This is a genomic window from Pedococcus sp. P2_E5, from assembly GCF_056403895.1.
In genome coordinates this window covers 129,733-146,834 of record NZ_JBFUEP010000001.1, presented here as the reverse complement: position 1 = coordinate 146,834, position 17,102 = coordinate 129,733, and the positions used below count along the sequence as shown (strand labels likewise).

General features: G+C 69.7%; 14 protein-coding genes. 1 reads left to right on the top strand and 13 read right to left on the bottom strand.

Annotated elements, in window-relative coordinates; translation table 11 throughout:
• Positions 1-12 precede the first annotated feature (12 nt).
• From AC1DVZ_RS00650 to AC1DVZ_RS00605, 10 genes are all read right to left on the bottom strand, one after another.
• Entirely contained in the window at positions 13-891 is an 879-nt protein-coding gene (locus tag AC1DVZ_RS00650; protein ID WP_477616249.1) for a glycosyltransferase family 2 protein, read from the bottom strand.
• The gene (locus tag AC1DVZ_RS00645; RefSeq protein WP_477616248.1) at positions 888-2,360 is read right to left on the bottom strand and encodes an MOP flippase family protein; all 1,473 of its coding nucleotides are present in this window, start codon (positions 2,358-2,360) and stop codon (positions 888-890) included. Before AC1DVZ_RS00645 ends, AC1DVZ_RS00650 begins: the two co-directional genes overlap by 4 nt.
• 14 nt (positions 2,361-2,374) lie before the next feature.
• The gene (locus AC1DVZ_RS00640; protein WP_477616247.1) at positions 2,375-3,388 is read right to left on the bottom strand and encodes a hypothetical protein; all 1,014 of its coding nucleotides are present in this window, start codon (positions 3,386-3,388) and stop codon (positions 2,375-2,377) included.
• Positions 3,385-4,023, bottom strand: coding sequence for a PIG-L deacetylase family protein (locus AC1DVZ_RS00635; RefSeq protein WP_477616246.1), 639 nt, complete (start codon positions 4,021-4,023; stop codon positions 3,385-3,387). The genes AC1DVZ_RS00640 and AC1DVZ_RS00635 overlap by 4 nt, the downstream gene beginning before the upstream one ends.
• 3 nt (positions 4,024-4,026) lie before the next feature.
• Positions 4,027-4,875, bottom strand: coding sequence for a glycosyltransferase family protein (locus AC1DVZ_RS00630; RefSeq protein WP_477616245.1), 849 nt, complete (start codon positions 4,873-4,875; stop codon positions 4,027-4,029).
• Entirely contained in the window at positions 4,872-5,930 is a 1,059-nt protein-coding gene (locus AC1DVZ_RS00625) for an NAD-dependent epimerase/dehydratase family protein (protein WP_477616244.1), read from the bottom strand. The genes AC1DVZ_RS00630 and AC1DVZ_RS00625 overlap by 4 nt, the downstream gene beginning before the upstream one ends.
• Before the next feature lie 179 nt (positions 5,931-6,109).
• On the bottom strand, positions 6,110-7,714 hold the full coding sequence (locus AC1DVZ_RS00620) for a sugar transferase (RefSeq protein ID WP_477616243.1): 1,605 nt from the start codon (positions 7,712-7,714) through the stop codon (positions 6,110-6,112).
• A gap of 340 nt (positions 7,715-8,054) precedes the next feature.
• The gene (gene pth, locus AC1DVZ_RS00615; RefSeq protein ID WP_477616242.1) at positions 8,055-8,657 is read right to left on the bottom strand and encodes an aminoacyl-tRNA hydrolase; all 603 of its coding nucleotides are present in this window, start codon (positions 8,655-8,657) and stop codon (positions 8,055-8,057) included.
• Positions 8,658-8,741: 84 nt separating this feature from the next.
• Positions 8,742-9,434 carry a 50S ribosomal protein L25/general stress protein Ctc gene (locus AC1DVZ_RS00610; RefSeq protein ID WP_477616241.1) on the bottom strand — a complete coding sequence of 231 codons (693 nt, stop codon included), beginning with the start codon at positions 9,432-9,434 and terminating at the stop codon, positions 8,742-8,744.
• A gap of 151 nt (positions 9,435-9,585) precedes the next feature.
• Positions 9,586-10,560: an EamA family transporter gene (locus AC1DVZ_RS00605; RefSeq protein WP_477616240.1), complete on the bottom strand. Its 975-nt coding sequence runs from the start codon at positions 10,558-10,560 to the stop codon at positions 9,586-9,588.
• Positions 10,561-10,666: 106 nt separating this feature from the next.
• Between AC1DVZ_RS00605 and AC1DVZ_RS00600 the strand changes: the two genes are divergently transcribed.
• Positions 10,667-11,221, top strand: coding sequence for a CGNR zinc finger domain-containing protein (locus AC1DVZ_RS00600; protein WP_477616239.1), 555 nt, complete (start codon positions 10,667-10,669; stop codon positions 11,219-11,221).
• 54 nt (positions 11,222-11,275) lie between these two features.
• Here the strand turns inward: AC1DVZ_RS00600 and AC1DVZ_RS00595 are convergent, their stop codons facing one another.
• From AC1DVZ_RS00595 to AC1DVZ_RS00585, 3 genes are all read right to left on the bottom strand, one after another.
• On the bottom strand, positions 11,276-12,256 hold the full coding sequence (locus AC1DVZ_RS00595) for a ribose-phosphate diphosphokinase (RefSeq protein WP_477616238.1): 981 nt from the start codon (positions 12,254-12,256) through the stop codon (positions 11,276-11,278).
• A complete protein-coding gene (glmU, locus tag AC1DVZ_RS00590; protein ID WP_477616237.1) occupies positions 12,253-13,791 on the bottom strand; it encodes a bifunctional UDP-N-acetylglucosamine diphosphorylase/glucosamine-1-phosphate N-acetyltransferase GlmU in 1,539 nt (512 codons plus the stop codon). The genes AC1DVZ_RS00595 and glmU overlap by 4 nt, the downstream gene beginning before the upstream one ends.
• Positions 13,792-13,954: 163 nt before the next feature.
• Complete coding sequence (locus AC1DVZ_RS00585) at positions 13,955-16,891, bottom strand: LamG-like jellyroll fold domain-containing protein (RefSeq protein WP_477616236.1); 2,937 nt, start codon at positions 16,889-16,891, stop codon at positions 13,955-13,957.
• Between the last annotated feature and the right edge of the window lie 211 nt (positions 16,892-17,102).

The window sequence follows — 17,102 nt, the reverse complement described above, 5'->3', positions numbered from 1 at the left end:
GTCCCATCCCTCTCAGAAGTAGAGCACTCGGTGCGCGAGACTGCCCTGGACGTGTCCGACGATGGCGCCGGCGGCCGCCCACCAGCTCATCCGGCGCTCCAGACCGAGGGCGACATAGGGGCTCCTGCTGAGGATCCACCAGAGTCGGCGGACGGCCTCCTGGAGCCCGCTCCGGCTGGCGCCAGAAGCGCGGTATCGCAGGTACAGCACCGCCTCTGACGCCTTGTACCGCCGGATCTGCGTGTAGAGCTCACGCGGGGAACCGCGGTACCGGTAGTGGACGACGGCTCGCTCGGCGAACTCGAGGGTGGCGCCGCGGAGCTGCGCCCGCCAGCTGAAGTCGACGTCCTCGCAGTACGGCAGCGTCTCGTCCCACCCCCCCAGGCTGTCGAAGGTCTCACGCCGCAGGAAGAGGTTGCACGAAGGGGCGAAGGGAAGGAACTCGCAGGGTCCCTGCAGGAGCGACTGTCCGTATCCGGCACCACCTCGTGCCGTGAGCAGCGCGGGGCGGTTCAGCAGTGTGACGTCGCAGGGGCCCGTGACGAGATCACCGGCCCCGCGCGCATCCCAGAGCCGTGCCAGCCAGCCGGGACTCACCACGTCGTCACCGTCGCAGAAGGCGAGCCACTCTCCTCGCGCCTCCGAGGCCCCGACGTTGCGGGCGTGAGCAGGACCGCGGCGTGTCTTCGCGTCGACGAGGCGCAGGTCCAACCGGTCGACGAAGTCCTGGACGACGACGAGCGAGCCGTCGGTGCAACCGTTGTCCGCCAGCACGACCTCCCACGGCACCCCCACGGCCTGCTGGGCGGCCAAGGCGTTCAGCTGTTCACGCAGCAGGGCCCCCAGGTTGTACACGGGGATCACGACAGTGATGTCGGGAGTGGCGCTCATCCCCGCCGCCTCGCGATGGTGGCGAGTGCGTCTGCCGTGCCGAGGGGACGCAGCCAGCCGATCAGGACGCCGTAGACCACGGCCCCGGTCGCTGCGCCGGCGAGCAGCTCCGGCAGGCTTCCGCCGCCGCTGCGCCGCACGAGCCAGGCGGCGGTCATCGCGCACACGACCATGACCAGGTTGATCGCGAGGTGGGGCAGGAGGCTGCGGGTGTAGTGCCACAGGCGCAGCCCCACCGGACGAAAGGCCAGCATGAGGGAGAAGGGCGTGAGGAGCGCCACTCCCGCCCCGAAGGCGACGGTCACGCCCACCAGGCCCCAGCGGACCCCCACCAGCTCGAACGTCGTGAGGACGACGCAGTAGACGACTCCCCACCGGTATGACGTGTCGCTGCGTCCCTTGGCGAGCAGCAGCTGGCTGGAGTTGAAGGTGACCGACTGGAGGGCCGCCACCGGCGCGAGCACCTGGATCACGGGAACGACCGCCTCCCACCGGGGGCCGAAGACGACTGCGACGGCCGGGCCTGCCAGTGCAGCCAGACCGAAGGTCACCGGGAAGGTGATGAGGGCGATTGCCGCGGACGCCCGCGTGAAGCCGTTGCCGAGTGCCTGGTGGTCGTCCTGTCGTCGCGAAAAGGCGGGAAAGGCCACCTCGCCGACCGCTTGGCCGACCGCCTGCACGGGAGACAGCACCGTGCGCTGGGCGATCGTGTAGGCGCCGAGAGGGGTGGCGCCGAGGAAGTGGCTGATGATGACCTTGTCGACCTGGTTGAAACCCAGGTAGAGGATGTTGGAGAGGAACAGGTGGTAGCTGTAGGACCAGATCGAGCGCAGGCTCGACAGGCTGATCGACCACGACGGCCGCCAGCGGTCGTACACCCACACCAGGGCGGTCGAGGCCACGGCGCCCGCACCTGTGCCCCAGACGAGTGCCCAGAAGCCGAAGCCGGCGAACGCCGTCGGGATGGCGACGAGGGCGGTGACCAGCGAACCGACGGTCATGGCGACGGCCAGCTCGAAGAACCTCAGGTTCCGCCTCAGCAGCGAGTGGTGGATCTGGCCCAGTGAGGTGATCAGGGTCACGAGGGCGAACGCCCGGAGCGCGGGCTCCGCGTCCGGGTTGCCCATGAGCCTCGCGACGACACTGGCCAGTCCGAACATGGCAGCCGCGAGGACGGACCCGAGGAAGAGGTTCAGGTAGAACACGGAGTTGAGCAGCCGGTCGTCCACCTCACGTCGCTGGATCAGGGCCGAACCCGTTCCCATGTCCTTCACCTGGTCGAGCAACATCGTGACGACCAGCGCGATGGCGACGACCCCGAAGGCGTCGGGTGTGAGGAGGCGGGCAAGCACGACGTTGGTGCCGAACCGCAACACCTGCGTAGCCGCCTGGGCGATGGCGGAGTAGCGCGTCCCCCGTGCCACCGCGCCGGTGTCGGCCACGCCTCCGGTGGCCTCTGGGGCAGGCACCTCCGCTTGCACCCTCACTCCACTCTTCTCAGCCACGCCTCGCGCCACATCGCGATGAACGAGCGCGGGCAGAGGCTGTGGTAGACCCCGGCGCACCCGATCATCCCCTCGACCACCACCAGATCCTTCTTGACCGTGAGCATCCGACCCGACTTCTCGTCGACCAGCCGCTCGACGCGGTGGTGCACCCGACCACGACGACCACAGTGGGCGAGCATCTCCTCGTCGAACCACAGCCCGCGGTTCTTCTGGGACCCGTCCAGCGTCGCTTCGATCTCTTCGCGACTGCGCACCTCGACCAGGTCCCCCGGTTCGAGGTTCAGCGGCTCGGTCATGGGCCACTGACCGTCGACGACGCGCCCACGGACGCGGGGAACGCGCCGTCCGTCGAACAGCCGAAACACCCGGGGGAGGCGTTGCGACGCCTGCTGGTAGCGGTTCAGGAGCGCGAACGCGATGCCCTTGATGAACTTGGACAGGGGCACGTTGCGTGTCCGGAGGTCATCGACGTAGTGCGAATGACCCGCGAGCGGGCTGGACGCCCGGAGCAGCTCCGTTGCCTGGCACCGGTAGACGTTCTCGCCCGCATGGGCGAAGTCATCCAGTCGGGCCGTCACAGCGCGCTGCTGCTCCGTCGCCGGGACGGGCTCGGTTCCGTCGACGGGGTCCGTCCCATCGGCCGACTCTGCCCCCTCGACACGTTCCAGCCAGTCCTCCTTGAAGAACAGCAGGCAGAAGGCCTGGCAGCCCCCGTGTCCCCCTCCATCGCAGCGAGCCCCCTCGAGGTGGACGGTGCGGGTCATCTTGCGGTTCATGCCGGTCATGTCGACGGTGTCGCAGGTCTTGTCGGCCCGCGCGGCGACGGTGAGCTCACGGCCGGCGAACCCCCACAGCTCGGACATGAAGGGAAGCGCGTCGGTGCGGCCTTCGGCGTCGAGGGTGGCGGCGATCTCCTCGGCACTCTTGAGTCGCACACGGTCTCCTCGCCTGAGCTCGAGGTCGCGCTGCTGGTCCTGGACTGCGGTCATGAGCTGAACCCCACTGTTGCCTTGTTGACGACGAATCCCTCGGCATACCGAGAGCGACACTCCACCCCACGAAGGCGCAGGATCGACAGGAAGGTCTCGTCGTCCCACCAGTCCCGGTCCTGTTGGGACGGGTATGCCTTGGTGAGCAGTTCGACCTTGCGGCGCGCCAGCTCTGCGGTGAGCGGGACGTAGTGCGTGACCGCGCCGAGGTCGCCATCCCACTTGGGAATCTCGTAGTGCAGCACCAGGCTCCGTCGCCAGACCGTCGGGACGAGTTCCGCGATCAGGCGGTGGTCCTGGTGGGCGTCGTCGGGCCGCGGGCAGAGGATCAGGTCCGGCGTCGCCCCCGCGGCGGCCTCGTCCTCCAGGGCCTGCTTGACCTGGTCCCACTGGGCCGGAAGCCTGCCGTCGCGCAGGCCGACGAACGTTGACGTGGCTCCCGGCACGAAGAGCTGGGCTGCGTCCTGCGCTTCCTTCACCCGTTCCGCCGATCCGGTCATCACGACGCTCCTGGCCCGGACGGCATACCTCTCCGAGAGGGCGAGCAGCGTTCCGCCACAACCGATCTCGATGTCATCGGGGTGAGCGCCGAGACAGAGTACGTCGGCACCCCTCGGAAGACTCAGGGACAGCATGCGTCAAGCCACGGGTGACGGAGACATGGCAACATCCGGCACGTCGACCGATGGCAACCGACGGGCGCCGTTCGCCGGCGTTCGCCACAAGGTCCAGGGCGAGGCGCCGGTGCGGTACAGGTCCTCCAGGTAGGCCCTCTCCTTGAGGGTGTCCATGGGCGCCCAGAAGCCGTCGTAGGCCACCGCCCGGAGACGCCCGGCGGCGGCCGCCCGAACGCACGCGTTCATGACCAGGTCCTCGCCCTCATGGAGGTAGTCGAAGATCCCTTGTCGCAGCGTGAAGAACCCACCGTTGATCCGCAGGTTCATGTCGCCGGCGGGGAGGAACCCCGTCACCAGCTGGTCGTCCCCGATCCCCACGATGTGGAACGAGTCCTGGGGACGCACCGCGAGCAGGGCGCCCACCGAGTCGGTGCGCAGGAAGTCGGCGATGATGGTGTCGAGGGGAGCGTCCGTCAGGACGTCCCCGTAGCTCGCCAGGAAGGCCTCGTCATCCTCGAGGTAGGGACGGACGCGGCGCAGGCGCTCGCCGATGGCAGTGTCGATCCCGGTGTCCACGAACGTGATTCGCCAGTCGCTGATGTCGCTGCCCAGCATCTCGATGCTGGCGCCTCCCTTGGACAGGACGAAGTCGTTGCTCTCCGTCTCGCGGTAGTCCAGGAAGTAGTCCTTGACGGCCTTGGCGCCGAAGCCGAGACAGAGGATGAACTCCGTGTGACCGAAGTGCGCGTAGTAGCGCATGACGTGCCACAGCGCGGGCCGCGAGCCGATCGGCATCATGGGCTTGGGCAGCGAGTCGGGTCCGGACCGCATCCGCATGCCCAGGCCACCACAGAAGAGGACGACCTTCACCTGGCCACCGCCTCACCGACTGCCGCGGGGACCTGGTCGGTCAGCCGCAGGTCGTCATCGAGGCGCCCCTGGGCGACCAGTTCGCGGATGCGGGCCAGACGCGTGAACCGGGACCCTTCGAACTGCTCCGCGGTGAGCTCGAAGTCACGCATGTGCCCGCTGAGCTCGACGATCCCCTGCGGGACCGTCCACGCGGGGCTGAAGGCGGGCAGAACCGCGCCGATCTTGCTGAAGTCCACGCGGTAGTTGCGGGTGTCGGGCCCGGCACCCTCGGCGAAGGTCACCGGGGCGTCGAGGTGGCTGGCAACCTGCAGCGCGATGTCGCGGATCTGCATGACGTCCTCGTCCCGGCCGACGTTGAACGCCTGGTTGTGCACGAGCTCCCGCGGGGCCTCGAGTGCGGCGACGAACGCCGAGCAGATGTCGCGGACGTGGACGAGGGGCCGCCACGGCGAGCCGTCCGACTCGAGCCTGACCTGTCCCCGCGTGAAGGCGGTGCCCGTGAGGTTGTTCACGACGATGTCGGCCCGAAGCCGAGGCGAGGAGCCGTATGCCGTCGCGTTGCGCAGGTAGGTGGGGCTGAACGCGTCGTCGGCCAGCTTGCTGATGCCCTCTTCCGCGATGACCTTGCTCTCGCCGTAGGGCGTCACCGGGTTGAAGGTGGCCTCCTCGGTGACGGCCTCGTCACCCGCGGCGCCGTAGAGCGAGCAGGAGGACGAGAAGAGGAAGCGCGGCACACCGGCGGCCTTGGCCATGGCGGCCACGTGGACCGCGGCGTGACCGTTCACGTCATAGGTGGCACCCGGGTTGAGGTGACCGATCGGGTCGTTGGAGATCGCGGCAAGGTGGATCACCGCGTCGAAGCCCTCGAGGTCGCCGCTGGTCACGTCCCGGATGTCCCCGACCCGCATCTCGTAGTCGGCCGACACCTCACCGAAGTCGCAGCCCTCGTACCACTGGGCGTCGAGCCCGACGACCTCGTGACCGGCCTCCCTCAGCACCGGCACCATCACGGCACCGATGTACCCGCGGTCTCCCGTTACCAACACCCGCATGCGGACCCCCTCGGTCCTCGTATCTCTCTGCCGCGACACACCACCGGCGTGCCACGAACGCCCCATCGCGACGCACACCTCACTGTCTGCCCTCGCGGTGCTGCGGCGCCTCATGCAAGTGCAGGAGGTCGAGCTCCGCCAGCGTCCAGTGGTCCGGTCAGCAGGATCCGCCGGTCCGGTCAGTAGGCTCCACGGCCACGGATGACGGCGCGCGCCGTGCGGGCCAGGATCTGCAGGTCCAGCGCCAGGCACCAGTTGTCCACGTACCAGAGGTCGAGCCGCAACGACTCGTCCCACGTGAGGTCGCTGCGTCCACTGACCTGCCAGAGGCCGGTGAGGCCGGGCTTGACGCGGAGGCGACGCACTGCGTCCGGCTCGTAGCCCTCCACCTCGCGCATCAGTGGGGGCCGAGGGCCCACGAGCGACATCTCGCCGCGCAAGACGTTGGCGAGCTGCGGCAGCTCGTCCAGGGAGAACCGGCGCAGCACCCGCCCGACCCGGGTCACCCTGGGGTCGGCCTTCATCTTGAACAGGACGTCGTTGCCGGCGTCGCCCTGCAGCTCGGCAAGGCGAGCCTCGGCCTCGACGCACATGGTCCGGAACTTGAGCATCTGGAACTCTTCGCCCCTGGCGCCGACGCGGGTCTGACGGAACAGCACCGGCCCGGGCGAGTCGAGCCGGATGGCCACAGCGACGACCACGATGCCCGGAAGGGCCACGACCACCAGCAGGGCAGTGAGGGCCTTGTCGACGACTGACTTCACGACGCGACGGGCTCCGGACATGACCGGGCGCTCGATGTGCAGCAACGGCATACCGGCCGTCGGTCGGATGGACAGGCGCGGACCGGCCACGCCGAGGAGCCCCGGCGACACGACCAGCTCGACCTCACGCTCCTCGAGCGACCAGGCCAGCCGGCGCAGTTCCGGTCCGTGCAGGTCCGGGTCACTGGACACGGCGACGACGTCGGCGTCGAACAGGTCGACGGCCGACATGGCCTCCTCCGGGTAGCCGAAGACCGGCACCCCCTCCACCTCGGAGGGGGTGTCCCCGCTGAGGTCGAGGCCGGAGACACAGGCCGCGACGACGCGCAGCCCCTGCTGGGGCGCCCGCTGGATCTCACGGATCATGGGCAGCACGGACTTGGCGTTCCCGATGATGACCGTCGCCTGGGTCTCGGTCCCGGCCGAGCGCCGCCGATACAGGTCCTTGCGCACCACCTGACGCGAGTAGATGCCGAGCACGAACAGCAACGTCACCGCGACGAGGCTGGTGCGCCTCGGGACGTCGACGTGCGCGGCGTACGACAGGAACGCGGCGGCCCCGACGAGGTACAGCGACGACCGCATCACCGCGCGGTACTCCTCGGGACCGGATCCGGCGAAGCGGCGCTCGTAGCCGTGCGAGAGGGCGAGCACGGAGAGCCAGAGGACGGGCAGTGCCAGGGTGACGAGGATCCGCGCCAGGGTGGTCGTGCCCGGCATGGCGACCAGAACGGTGGTGATGCCGGCGACGGCGGCGACGAGCAGGTCGCCGACGATCGCGCGGCGACGGTAGGCGACGTTCCAGGACGACCGCTTGGTCCTGGCCGGCAGTGCGGTCGCGGTCCGCTGAGCCCGGTGGGTCTCGATCGGCCCGTCCGTCTCGTTCGCCCGGTGGGACACCAGCGGCGGCCGGGTGGACAGGCCGGCCCGGCGAAGGCGTCGGGACAGAGCTGCCCCGTTGGCCCCGACGTACTCCGTCATGCCCATTCCCTGCCGCCCCGCTCCCGCAATCTCCGCCATGACCGTCTCCCCCGCACCACCGTTTCTGCTGGCACCGTAGACCCGCGACGCGGAACTCCAACAGACCCAACAGAGTGATGTGTACCCTGTGAAATAGGTTAGGCCGCAACGGATTTCGCTACCTACGCCCCGCAGGCGAGGGCCTTCTGGACGGGCCTACTACAGCACCGTGCGTAGCCTTCTCATACGGGTGACGGAGCCGTCCGGGCAGCAATCACCACGCCAAGGTCCGGACGGTTCCGACAGCGTCCATTCGCCATTCCGCACGGGGTGGACACGATCGCCCGAGGCGCCGCGAACGGGGGCCGAAAAATGGTCAGTGACTAGTCACTGACCATTTTCAGGCGGGGCTGTGGAACTTCTGCTGGGCCGCGACCAGTCCGTGCGTCACGACCATCTCGACAGCGTCCGCCGCATCGCCGACCAGGAACGGCAGCTCCTTGCGTTCGGCGGTGCCGAAGTCGCGGAGCACGAAGTCGGCCGCATCCATCCGACCGGGCGGGCGGCCGATCCCGACCCGGACCCGGAGGTAGTCCTTGGTGCCGAGGGCAGAGCTGATCGAGCGCAGTCCGTTGTGGCCGCCCTCTCCCCCGCCCTTCTTGAGCCGGACGTCGCCGGCCGGGATGTCGAGCTCGTCGTGGACGACGAGGAGCCGGTCGACCTCGACGGAGAAGAAGCTCATCAGTGCCTTGACCGGTCCACCCGACTCGTTCATGTAGGACGAGGGGACCGCGACGACGGCGGCCGGTCCGGGCGCCCCGCCGGGCAGCATGCCGATCCGTACCGTGGCAGCTGCCGCGCGGGCCTTGTGCGCCGAGAGCTTCGAGCTCGCGCGCGACGCGAGCTCGTCGACCACCATGGCGCCCACGTTGTGCCGGTTGCCGGCGTACTTGGGACCGGGGTTGCCCAGGCCCACCACGAGCCAGCTGCCGTCGTCACTCACGGGGCGCAAGTATGCCGGAAGGCCAGGTCCCCCATGACACTGCTCAGGGGACCTGGCCTTCCGGCATACAACGGTGAGCGGGACTCAGGCGTCCTCGGACTCGGCCTTCTCGCCCTCGGGGGCCTCGCCCTCGGCACCCTCGGCGGCTTCGCCCTCGGTGGCCTCGGCTGCGCCGGGCTCCTCGTGCTCGATGCCGGCCTCGGCCTCGGCCTCTGCCATCTCGGCGTCCAGCGCCTCCTGCGAGATCTGCTGGGTGATGTTGACGACCAGGGTGTCCGCGTCGACGACGAGGGTGGACCCGGCCGGGAGCTGGAGCTCGGACGCCTTGATCTGCGTGCCGGCCTCCAGGCCCTCGACGGAGACGACGACGTTCTCGGGGATGTGGGTGGCCTCGACCTCGAGCTGGATGGTCTGGGCGTCCAGGGTCACGATGGTCTCGGGAGCGGCTTCGCCCTCGATGTGAACCGGCACGTCGACGGTGACCTTCTCGCCCTTGCGGACGATGACGAGGTCGATGTGCTCGATGACCGGCTTGATCGGGTCGCGCTGCACGTCCTTGGCCAGGGCCAGCTGCTCGTCACCGTCGATGACGATCGTGAGCAGCGCGTTGGCGACCTTGAGGGCCATCATCGTGTCGTGGCCGGGGAGGGTGATGTGCACGGGCTCGGCGCCGTGGCCGTACATGACGGCGGGGATCTTGTGGTCGCGGCGAATCTTGCGGGCAGCGCCCTTGCCGAACTGCGTGCGCGTCTCTGCGACGAGCTTGTTGTCAGACACGGAAATCTCCTGTGCGGTGGGGGACTCGAGGATGCGGTGGGCCTCGACGCGGGGCGCAGCACGGAGACCACACCGCGTCGAATTACGGACGTGACCGGCCCCCAGGTGGTGGCAGCCGTGCAGTGTCCCTCGCCGAGGCAACCCGCAGAGTCTAGGCGACGCCCGCGGGGAGAGGGAAATCCGCCTCGTCGACGGCCGCGGTGGCCCTCGCCGAGCGGTCCCGGCGCAGCTCCCCGAGCCGGACCGCGACGACCCCGCCCACGATGCAGGCGCCACCGGCCAGCTGCATCAGACCCGGGAGCTCGTCGAGCAGCACCCACGCGAAGACCACGGCGAACAGCACCTCGGTCAGGCCCACGAAGGAGGCGACCGTGGAACCCAGCACCCGGGCTGCCGTCACCCCGAGCAGGTATGCCGCGGCGGCGGCGATGAGGGCCAGCTCGCCGATGGCGACCCACCACGGGGCCTCGCGGCCCATCAGCTCGACGGGAGCCGAGGCGAAGGTCAGCGGGATGACGCCGACGGCCCCCAGCATGCCGAGGGCGAGAGCGCCCGCACCCATCCCCAGGCCCGCGAGCGCCACCGGCGGCAGGCTGCTCTCCTCGGCGGCGAGGACGAAGAAGGTGGCCAGCCCGGTGGCGGCCACCAGACCCCACGCGACCCCGACGAGGTCGGGTCGGGCCTGCCCGGAGAGGTCGAGGACCAGCACCAGGCCGAGGATCGCGAGGACGACGCCCAACCCCGTCAGGGGGCTCGGCGTCCGCCTGGTGCGCAGCCAGACCCACAGGACGACGAGCACGACGCCGAGGTACTCCAGCAGGAGCGCCACACCGACGTCGAGCCGCTGCACGGCGTAGAAGTAGGCCACCTGGCAGCCGGCCACCGCGACCGCACCGTAGGCGAGTACCGCCGGCAGGTTCTCGCGGACGAGGGACCAGCGACCGCGCAGGGCGAGGATCGTCGGCACCGCCAGGACGAGCGTGGCGCCGGCGACCCGGAGCAGCACGATGGCTCCGGAGCTCCAGCCCTCCACCAGCAGCGACTTGGCGAACGGCCCACTGCTGCCGAAGGTCGCGGCGGACGCCAGTGCCAGCCAGAGGCCGAAACCCGTCGACCGTGCCCTCATGACCCCACTCCGTCCCACAGTCTCCACCATGTCCCGAACTCGCAACTGTAACCAGCAAACCGTCTTATACTCGTGACACTACCGATCCAGCATGTCAGGAGTCAAGATGCTGTTTGCCCATGACACGGAGGTGGCGCTCCGCGGTGCCGCCGCCCTGGTCAACACGGCCGCGACCCTGCCGGGCGACAGCGAGGACCTCGCCACCGTCGCCGACCTCGACGCCTTCGTGCAGGAGTGGGAGTGGACCGGCTCGCACGCCCACGACGACGCCGAGCTCGCCAGCGTCCACGCCCTGCGTCCCAGGCTGCGCACGCTCTGGACCGCCGATACCGACGAGGCGGTCGAGCTGGTCAACGACCTGCTGGCCGAAGCGGGAGCGCTACCCCAGCTCGTGCGGCACGGTGAGTGGTCCTGGCACCTGCACGCCACGCCGCCCGAGGCGCCGCTGGCCACCCGCATGGCGGTGGAGGCCGCGATGGCGATGGTCGACGTGATCCGGGCGGACGAGCTGGCCCGGCTCCGGGTCTGCGCCGCCGACGACTGCCAGGACGTCGTCGTCGACCTGTCCAAGAACCGGTCCAAGCGGTTCTGCGACGGAGGGTGCGGCAACCGCGCCAACGTCGCGGCATACCGAGCCCGCAAAGCCGTCACCACGCGCTGACCCCCGCTGACACCCCTAACTTCTGCTAGCAGAACTCAGGGGACGAGCCGCGGGTCAGGCGTGGCCCTCGAACAGGCTCGTCACCGAGCCGTCCTCGAAGACTTCCTGGATCGCGCGGCTGATCAGCGGCGCGATCGAGAGCACGGTGAGCTTGTCGAACTCGTGCGCCTCGTCGATCGGCAGCGTGTTGGTGACGATGACCTCTGCGGCGCTGCAGTTCTTGAGTCGGTCGATGGCCGGCCCGGACAGGATCGCGTGTGTCGCGGCGATCACGACACCCGCGGCGCCCTCGGCCATCAGCGCGTCAGCCGCCTTGGTGATCGTGCCCCCGGTGTCGATCATGTCGTCGACGAGGACACAGACCCGGCCCTTGACCTCACCGACGACGCGGTTGGCCACGGTTTCGTTGGGGCGGTTGATGTCACGCGTCTTGTGGATGAAGGCCAGTGGGGCGCCACCGAGTCGCTGCGACCACTGCTCGGCGACCTTGATCCGGCCGGCGTCCGGCGAGACGACGGCGAGCTTCTCGTTGCCGTACTTCTCGGCGACGTGGTCGGCGAGGATGGGCAAGGCCATCAGGTGGTCGACGGGTCCGTCGAAGAAGCCCTGGATCTGCGCCGTGTGCAGGTCGACGGCCATCAGCCGGTTGGCGCCGGCGGTCTTGAACAGGTCGGCCATCAGGCGCGCGGAGATCGGTTCACGGCCCCGGTGCTTCTTGTCCTGGCGGGCGTAGCCGTAGAACGGCAGGACGACGGTGATCCGCTTGGCACTGGCCCGCTTCAGCGCGTCGATCATGATGAGCTGCTCCATGATCGCCTCGTTGATGGGCGTGGTGTGGCTCTGGATGACGAACGCGTCCGACCCGCGCACCGACTCCTCGTAGCGCACGTAGATCTCGCCGTTGGCGAAGTCGTAGGCGCTGGTCGGGACGAGGTTGGTGCCGAGCATGCTGGCGACCTCCTCGGCGAGCTCGGGGTTGGCCCGCCCTGAGAAGACCATCAGGTTCTTCTCGGTGGTCTTCGTGATGCCGGTCACGCGTGGGCCTGCCCTTCCGTGGATTCCTCGGTATGCCGCGCGGCTGGGTCGTGGGCCGCCGTCGCGTCTGGTGCCGCGCTGACCGCGGGGCCCGCCTTCGCGGTTGCCTCGTCGGCCGCCTTGGCGGTCTTGGTGCCTGCTCGGGCCCTCGCGACCCAGCCGTCGATGTTGCGCTGCCGCGCGCGGGCGACGACGATCTGGCCCGGCTCCACGTCGGCGGTCACGGTGGACCCGGCCGCGACGTAGGCGCCGTCGGCGATCGTCACCGGTGCCACCAGGACGGAGTCGGAGCCGACGAAACTGTGCCTGCCCACCGTGGTGTGGTGCTTCGCCACGCCGTCGTAGTTGGCGACGATGGTGCCCGCGCCGATGTTGGCGCCCTCCCCGATGGTGACGTCACCGGCATACGTGAGGTGTGGCACCTTGGCCCCGTCGCCGATCTTGGCGTTCTTGGTCTCGACGAAACCGCCGATCTTGCCCTTCGCGCCGAGCTCGGTGCCCGGGCGCAGGTAGGAGAACGGGCCGACGTTCGCCCCGGCGCCGATCACGGACAACAGGGCCTCGGTCCGCTTGACGACGGCCGAAGGGCCGACCTCCGTGTCGGTCAGCGTGGTGTCCGGGCCGATCGTGGCGCCCTCGCCGATCGTCGTGGCGCCGAAGAGCTGCGTGCCGGGGAGGACGGTCGCGTCGCGGCCGATGGTGACGTCCGTGTCGATCCAGGTGGTGTCTGGGTCGACGATCGTCACCCCCTCGCGCATCCAGCGCTCGGTCGTGCGGCGGTTCAGCTCCTTGCCGAGCCGGGCGAGCTGGACCCGGTCGTTGACGCCCTCTGTCTGCCAGAGGTCGGCGATGAGGTGCGCGCTGACCCGGCCACCAGCCTCGCGGGCGATCGCGAGGACGTCGGTGAGGTACTTCTCGCCCTGGACGTTGTCGGTGCCGACCTTGCCGAGCGCCTCGACGAGCACCGTGGCGTCGAAGGCATAGATCCCGGAGTTGATCTCGGTGATGGCCCGCTGCTCGTCGGTGGCGTCCTTCTGCTCGACGATGCCCTCGACCCCACCATCACGGCCGCGCAGGATCCGGCCGTAGCCAGTCGGGTCAGCGAGGTGGGCGGTGATGACGGTGACCGCACTCTGGGTCGCGACGTGCTCCTCGAGCAACGACTGCAGGGTGTCGCCCGCCAGCAGCGGCACGTCGCCATACGTCACCAGGACGGTGCCCTGAAGGCCCTGGGGCAGGGCGTCGAGGGCACACTCCGTGGCGCGGCCGGTGCCCATGACGTCGTCCTGGTCGGCGATCACCGCCTGCGGGTCGACCTCGGTGACGTGAGCCGCCACGAGGGCCCGCTCGTGCCGGACCACGACGGCGAGGTACTCGGGGGTCACGGCACGGGCCGCGGCGATCGCATGCCCCACGAGGGTCCGGCCGCCGATCCGGTGCAGGACCTTGGGGGTCGCGGACTTCATCCGGGTGCCCTCACCGGCGGCGAGGACGATGACAGCGGCACAGCGGGGCGAGCCGGTGGTGGTGTTCACGCGCGAGGCTCCAGCGATCTGGTCGGGTGCGACGGGACGGCGTCATGCTACCCGCCGGTGATCCGCCACTCCTTCACGCCACAGCCACCCACACGCCGGCCACCGCCGCCCGGCTCCCTCCCGCGACCCGGAACCGCGCCGCAGGAGGGTCGACGCCACTGGGTCAGGGCAAGGGCCTGGTCATGTCGCCGCCGATCTCGGCCGGGGTCAGGGCCCGGTTGTAGATCCGGATCTCGTCCAGCGTGCCGCTGAACCACTCGCTGAAGACGGTGTTGCCGCCGAACCTCAGAGGCTGACCCGACTGGCTCAGCTTGCCTGAGCTGGCGACGGCCGCCACCTGCGTGCCGTTGACGTAGAGGCGATGGGTGGTGCCGTCGAACGTGGTGACCAGGTGGCTCCAGACGCCGATGGGGAGGGCGCTGGGACCCGCGATGGAGACATCCGACTTGAGCCGCAGGTAAGAGCTGGGACGACTCGCGGCGTTGCTCGCGTACAGCGAGTAGGCGCGTCCCTTCGGCCGCTCCTTGACGACGACCGAGCGCCAGCCCGTCGTGGTCGTCGGGTTGACCCAGGCCTCGATCGTCATGCCGCCGCTCAGGGCGAGGCTCGCGGTGTTCGCCACGTCCACACGGTCGTTGACGCCGTCGAACACCAGGCCCCCGCCGTACCGTCCGCCCGTGGTCCAGGTGGCTCCGTTGACCACACCGTTGTTCCCTTGTCCGGACGAGTCCGCCGCGGTCGTGCCGCTGCCCGCGTTGAACCCCCACGCACCCACCAGCCCGGCCGGTGCCGGCGCTGAGTTCTGTACCTGCACTGCGACGTTCGCCGCGGTGGTGGAGTTGCCGGCAGTGTCACGGGCGGTCGCGGCGAGGGTGTGCTGCCCGTTGGCAGCCGTCGTGGTGTTCCACACCGTCTCGTACGGCGCCGCGGTGTCAGGAGCGCCGAAGGCAGCGCCGTCGAGGAGGAACTGCACCGACTGCACCCCGACGTTGTCGGCCGCCGACGCGGCAACGGTCACGGCGCCAGCCACCGTGGCCCCGGCGGCGGGAGACGTCACGGCGACGGTCGGAGGCTCGGTCTCGCCGTTGAAGGGCTGGAGGCGCACGGCGCTGATCGCGTTGTCGAAGCCGGCGGGCAGGGACGTCGGCGCACCCGGGAGCAGGGTGGTGCAGGTGGTCATGGCGTCATCGGCGCAGACGGTGGCGCTCCACCCCCGGGCGATGTCGATGGAACTCGCCTGGTCGTGGCCGACCTGGGCCAGACTCCCGCGAGTCGCGCGCCAGGTGCCGGGCTCGAGCTGCTGCGCGACGCCGCTGCCGTTGAGGCCGGTGTAGATGATGGCTGCCGGGCTGCCGCTGCGGATGCCCGCGCCCTGGAAGCTGCCCGGGGCCGGAGCCACCGCGGACAGGATCGGAGCCACGGCCGGCACGCCGTCGATGTCGACCACGAACAGCATGTAGTAGCCGGGCGGCGCCTCGGCCGGGTTGGGCGGAGCGGCGAGGGTCAGGACGTCACCCGCCCGGGTGAACGACAACGGCAGGTAGCGCTGCCCCTGGTCCTCGGAGTGGGTCGGTGCACCGAGTCGGATCAGGCCGACCTTGGCGACGCGGGCCGCATCTGGTGATGTCACCTGGAAGGACTGGTCCAGGGTGATCTGGGTGGGCGCCGACGCGACGACCGGTCGGGGGGCCAGGGCTCCGCTGCCATCCTTGGCAAACAGGTAGGGCGGCGAGAACACCTCGATGTCCTTGCGCAGGTATCCCTGCGCCTGGCACGACCCGCAGATGCCGCCACCACCGGTCATCACCCTGCCGTCGGGGAGCAGCATCGCGGTCGAGTGGTACTGGCGGACCACCGCAGCGCTCGAGAGCGTGCTCCACGAGTCCGTGGCCGGGACGTACCGCTCGGCTGCGTAGACGGCGTTGCCCAGGCTGATGAGTCCGTCACCCGTGACGGACTGTCCACCGGTGGCCAGCAGGGAGCCGTCGGCGAGGATGGTGAGGTTGTGCTGCCGACGGCGGTTGGCCATCGGTGCCGCTGCACGCGTGGCCATCGAGCCACCTCGGACGTCGACGATGACGTTGGAGCTGTGGGGAACCGCGGCGCCGTTGACGGTGGTAGACCCACCGCCGGAGACCAGCGTCAGGCCGGGCTCGTAGTTGGCATAGCTGCCGTAGCTGCGGTCGATGCCGTCGCGTGCGGCGGCGGCTTCCATGGACCCTGCGCCGGTCACATCAAGTCGGCGTATGCCGTTCGCCGTGCCGGACAGGAGCACGCGTCCGTCCTGGCTGCTCTGCAGGAACGGGTACACCCGGCTCGAGGGGTCGGTGATCCCGGGCAACGTCCGGATCGACCCGTCCGCGCCACGGATCTCCGCAAAAGTGGGCCCGCCGGCGGCGACCAGCGCCTGCCCGTCCATGAGCGCGGCAACCGAGGGGTACCACCGCTCACCGGTCATGTCAGGACCGCGGGTCCACGACAGGGTCTCCCAGTCGAAGATGTGGGTGAGCTTGATGCCGTTGAGGGACTGGTCCTTGTTCCCGCCCGCCACGAAGACCCGACCATCGGACAGCTGGACGAAGCCGGCGCAGAAGATGTTCGCCCCCTCGACGTCGATGCGGGTCGAGACGCCGGTCGCCGGGTCCCAGACCGCCGCGCGGGTGAAGCTCTGGTCGGGGTACGACTCGGTGGCGTTGTCGCCGACCGAGTCCCACATCAGGACCTTGCCGTTCGGCAGGAGTGCAGTGAAGACCGGCACCACCGCAGCCGGGACGACCGGACCCCAGGAGCCGGACACCTCGGGTCCGGCCGCGAGTGCGGCAGCGGCTTCGCGCGCGGCGGGACCCGACTTCGGCCGGAGCCCGACCGCCGGGTTGGCGCCGCGCTCGAGCTCGTCCATCGAGACGCCCGCGAGGTCGGTGTGCGCGTGTTCCACACCGGAGTCAGCAGCATGGCTCTGCTCGGTCGCCTGGCTCGGCGCACTCGATGCGGCTGCGATCCCGTCGGCCGCGCCACTCACGAGGGTGGCAACTGCGGCCACCATCATGACGACGGCGACCCGGACGGTTCGGACGAAAGAGCGGTGGTTTGCAACACGCATTGTGTCCCCCTCGGACAGGTCGGACCCACGGAGGTCCGACTAGGACGGTAGTCGCCATTTCCCTTTCACAGCAAGGAAATTCGCGAGATACAGCCGCTTTGGTACGTAGTTCATATCGATGACGGGGAGGGCCGTCCCGCCGTTGATGGGCGGGCTCTACGACATTCGGGTGAGTCCGGCCGGCTCGACCGAAAACCGTTCGAGCGCCTCA

Bases quoted from the DNA above. Each gene is read 5' to 3' on its own strand.
- AC1DVZ_RS00650 (WP_477616249.1), bottom strand. From the start codon at position 891: ATGAGCGCCACTCCCGACATCACTGTCGTGATCCCCGTGTACAACCTG.
- AC1DVZ_RS00640 (WP_477616247.1), bottom strand. From the start codon at position 3,388: ATGACCGCAGTCCAGGACCAGCAGCGCGACCTCGAGCTCAGGCGAGGA.
- AC1DVZ_RS00635 (WP_477616246.1), bottom strand. From the start codon at position 4,023: ATGCTGTCCCTGAGTCTTCCGAGGGGTGCCGACGTACTCTGTCTCGGC.
- AC1DVZ_RS00625 (WP_477616244.1), bottom strand. From the start codon at position 5,930: ATGCGGGTGTTGGTAACGGGAGACCGCGGGTACATCGGTGCCGTGATG.
- AC1DVZ_RS00620 (WP_477616243.1), bottom strand. From the start codon at position 7,714: ATGGCGGAGATTGCGGGAGCGGGGCGGCAGGGAATGGGCATGACGGAG.
- AC1DVZ_RS00605 (WP_477616240.1), bottom strand. From the start codon at position 10,560: ATGAGGGCACGGTCGACGGGTTTCGGCCTCTGGCTGGCACTGGCGTCC.
- AC1DVZ_RS00600 (WP_477616239.1), top strand. From the start codon at position 10,667: ATGCTGTTTGCCCATGACACGGAGGTGGCGCTCCGCGGTGCCGCCGCC.
- AC1DVZ_RS00585 (WP_477616236.1), bottom strand. From the start codon at position 16,891: ATGCGTGTTGCAAACCACCGCTCTTTCGTCCGAACCGTCCGGGTCGCC.